Here is a 1140-nt window from a genome sequence, read left to right on the forward strand (position 1 = left end):
CCAAATCCCCCGGAACCGAGGACTTGAGTCACTTGGTAACGCCCGTCCAGTAACTTGCCTAACATAGGATTGATGTGCCTAAGATTTCACAAAAAGGAAGTTTAAAACTCCGCACCAAGGGGGCGGGTTGCTAACTGTCTCATGTTTAACATACGCTGATCGGTATTATTGACCAGGACTGTGACAATTTCTATTCTGATTATCAGTAAGCTATCAGCATTCAGCTATTAGCATTCAGCTATTGGCTATCAGCTATTGGCTATCAGCTATTGGCTATCAGCTATCAGCTATCAGCTATCAGCTTAAGCGCACGCTACTTGAAGTGCTATCAGCTATTGGCTATTGGCTATCAGCTATCAGCTATTGGCTGACCGCTGACGGCTGACCGCTGACGGCTGACCGCTTACGATTATCTGGTTATCGTATATAAGAGATATCGGTATAGTATTAAGAGCAACGGATGGCCTGTGAATAATTGTTGTTTTCCTTAATGGCTGGTAAAATAGCACTCTTCAAGGGCTGTTTGGGAGTTAATTAATGAAACCCTTATTTAAGGATACGCTGGCATGGGAACAAGCTCAACTGCTGATGCAACCGGCGTTTATTCGTATAATAGACCAAATTCGGCGGCAGTTGGAGCCAACAAACTGGAAAGTCACCTATCAAAACGTTACTACACCCATACCGGGCTATGTGATGTGTTTGGCACATCAAGATACAACAGTCGCCATTAATTTATGGGATTTGTGTTTCCAAGTCTGTTTTCGTGACTATAAGCCCACCCAGTCTGAATTAGACACTCAGCCAGTAGAAATTGATCCGATGCTGATTGACCAAGCGGGTGAGGTAGATTGGCAGTGTCTAGATGCTAAAGCCAAACAGCTAGTAGAAGAAGTTGTGGCAGGATTGCCACTGGTAGATACTAATGATAAATGACCAACTATCAATCAATAATCAAAAATTGCTAGATGTCCAGCGCCTGGCTGGGGCAAAGTTTGAGTCGGTAGCTTCAGGGATGATTCCAGTAAGCTTTGGCAATGATGCAGCAGGGATTGAAGCAGCCCGTCAGGGAGTTGCCTTAGTTGATTTTTGCCATTGGGGGTTGATCAAAGTATCTGGTGATGACCGACTACGCTATCT

2 protein-coding genes and 1 pseudogene are annotated in these 1140 nt (G+C 44.5%); all 3 read left to right on the plus strand.

What is annotated here, in order from left to right:
• Window positions 1–241 precede the first annotated feature (241 nt).
• Entirely contained in the window at window positions 242–385 is a 144-nt protein-coding gene (locus F6K49_RS51590; RefSeq protein ID WP_293110752.1) for a hypothetical protein, read from the plus strand.
• A gap of 152 nt (window positions 386–537) precedes the next feature.
• A complete protein-coding gene (locus F6K49_RS51595; RefSeq protein WP_293110754.1) occupies window positions 538–936 on the plus strand; it encodes a hypothetical protein in 399 nt (132 codons plus the stop codon).
• A pseudogene (locus F6K49_RS51600) lies at window positions 926–1140 on the plus strand (folate-binding protein); the annotation flags it as partial. The gene F6K49_RS51595 and the pseudogene F6K49_RS51600, both read left to right, overlap by 11 nt.

The sequence above is a fragment of the Moorena sp. SIO3I6 genome, from assembly GCF_010672095.1.

What these genes read in the sequence shown, in the direction of transcription:
- F6K49_RS51595 (WP_293110754.1), top strand. Translation starts at nt 538, where the DNA reads ATGAAACCCTTATTTAAGGATACGCTGGCATGGGAACAAGCTCAACTG.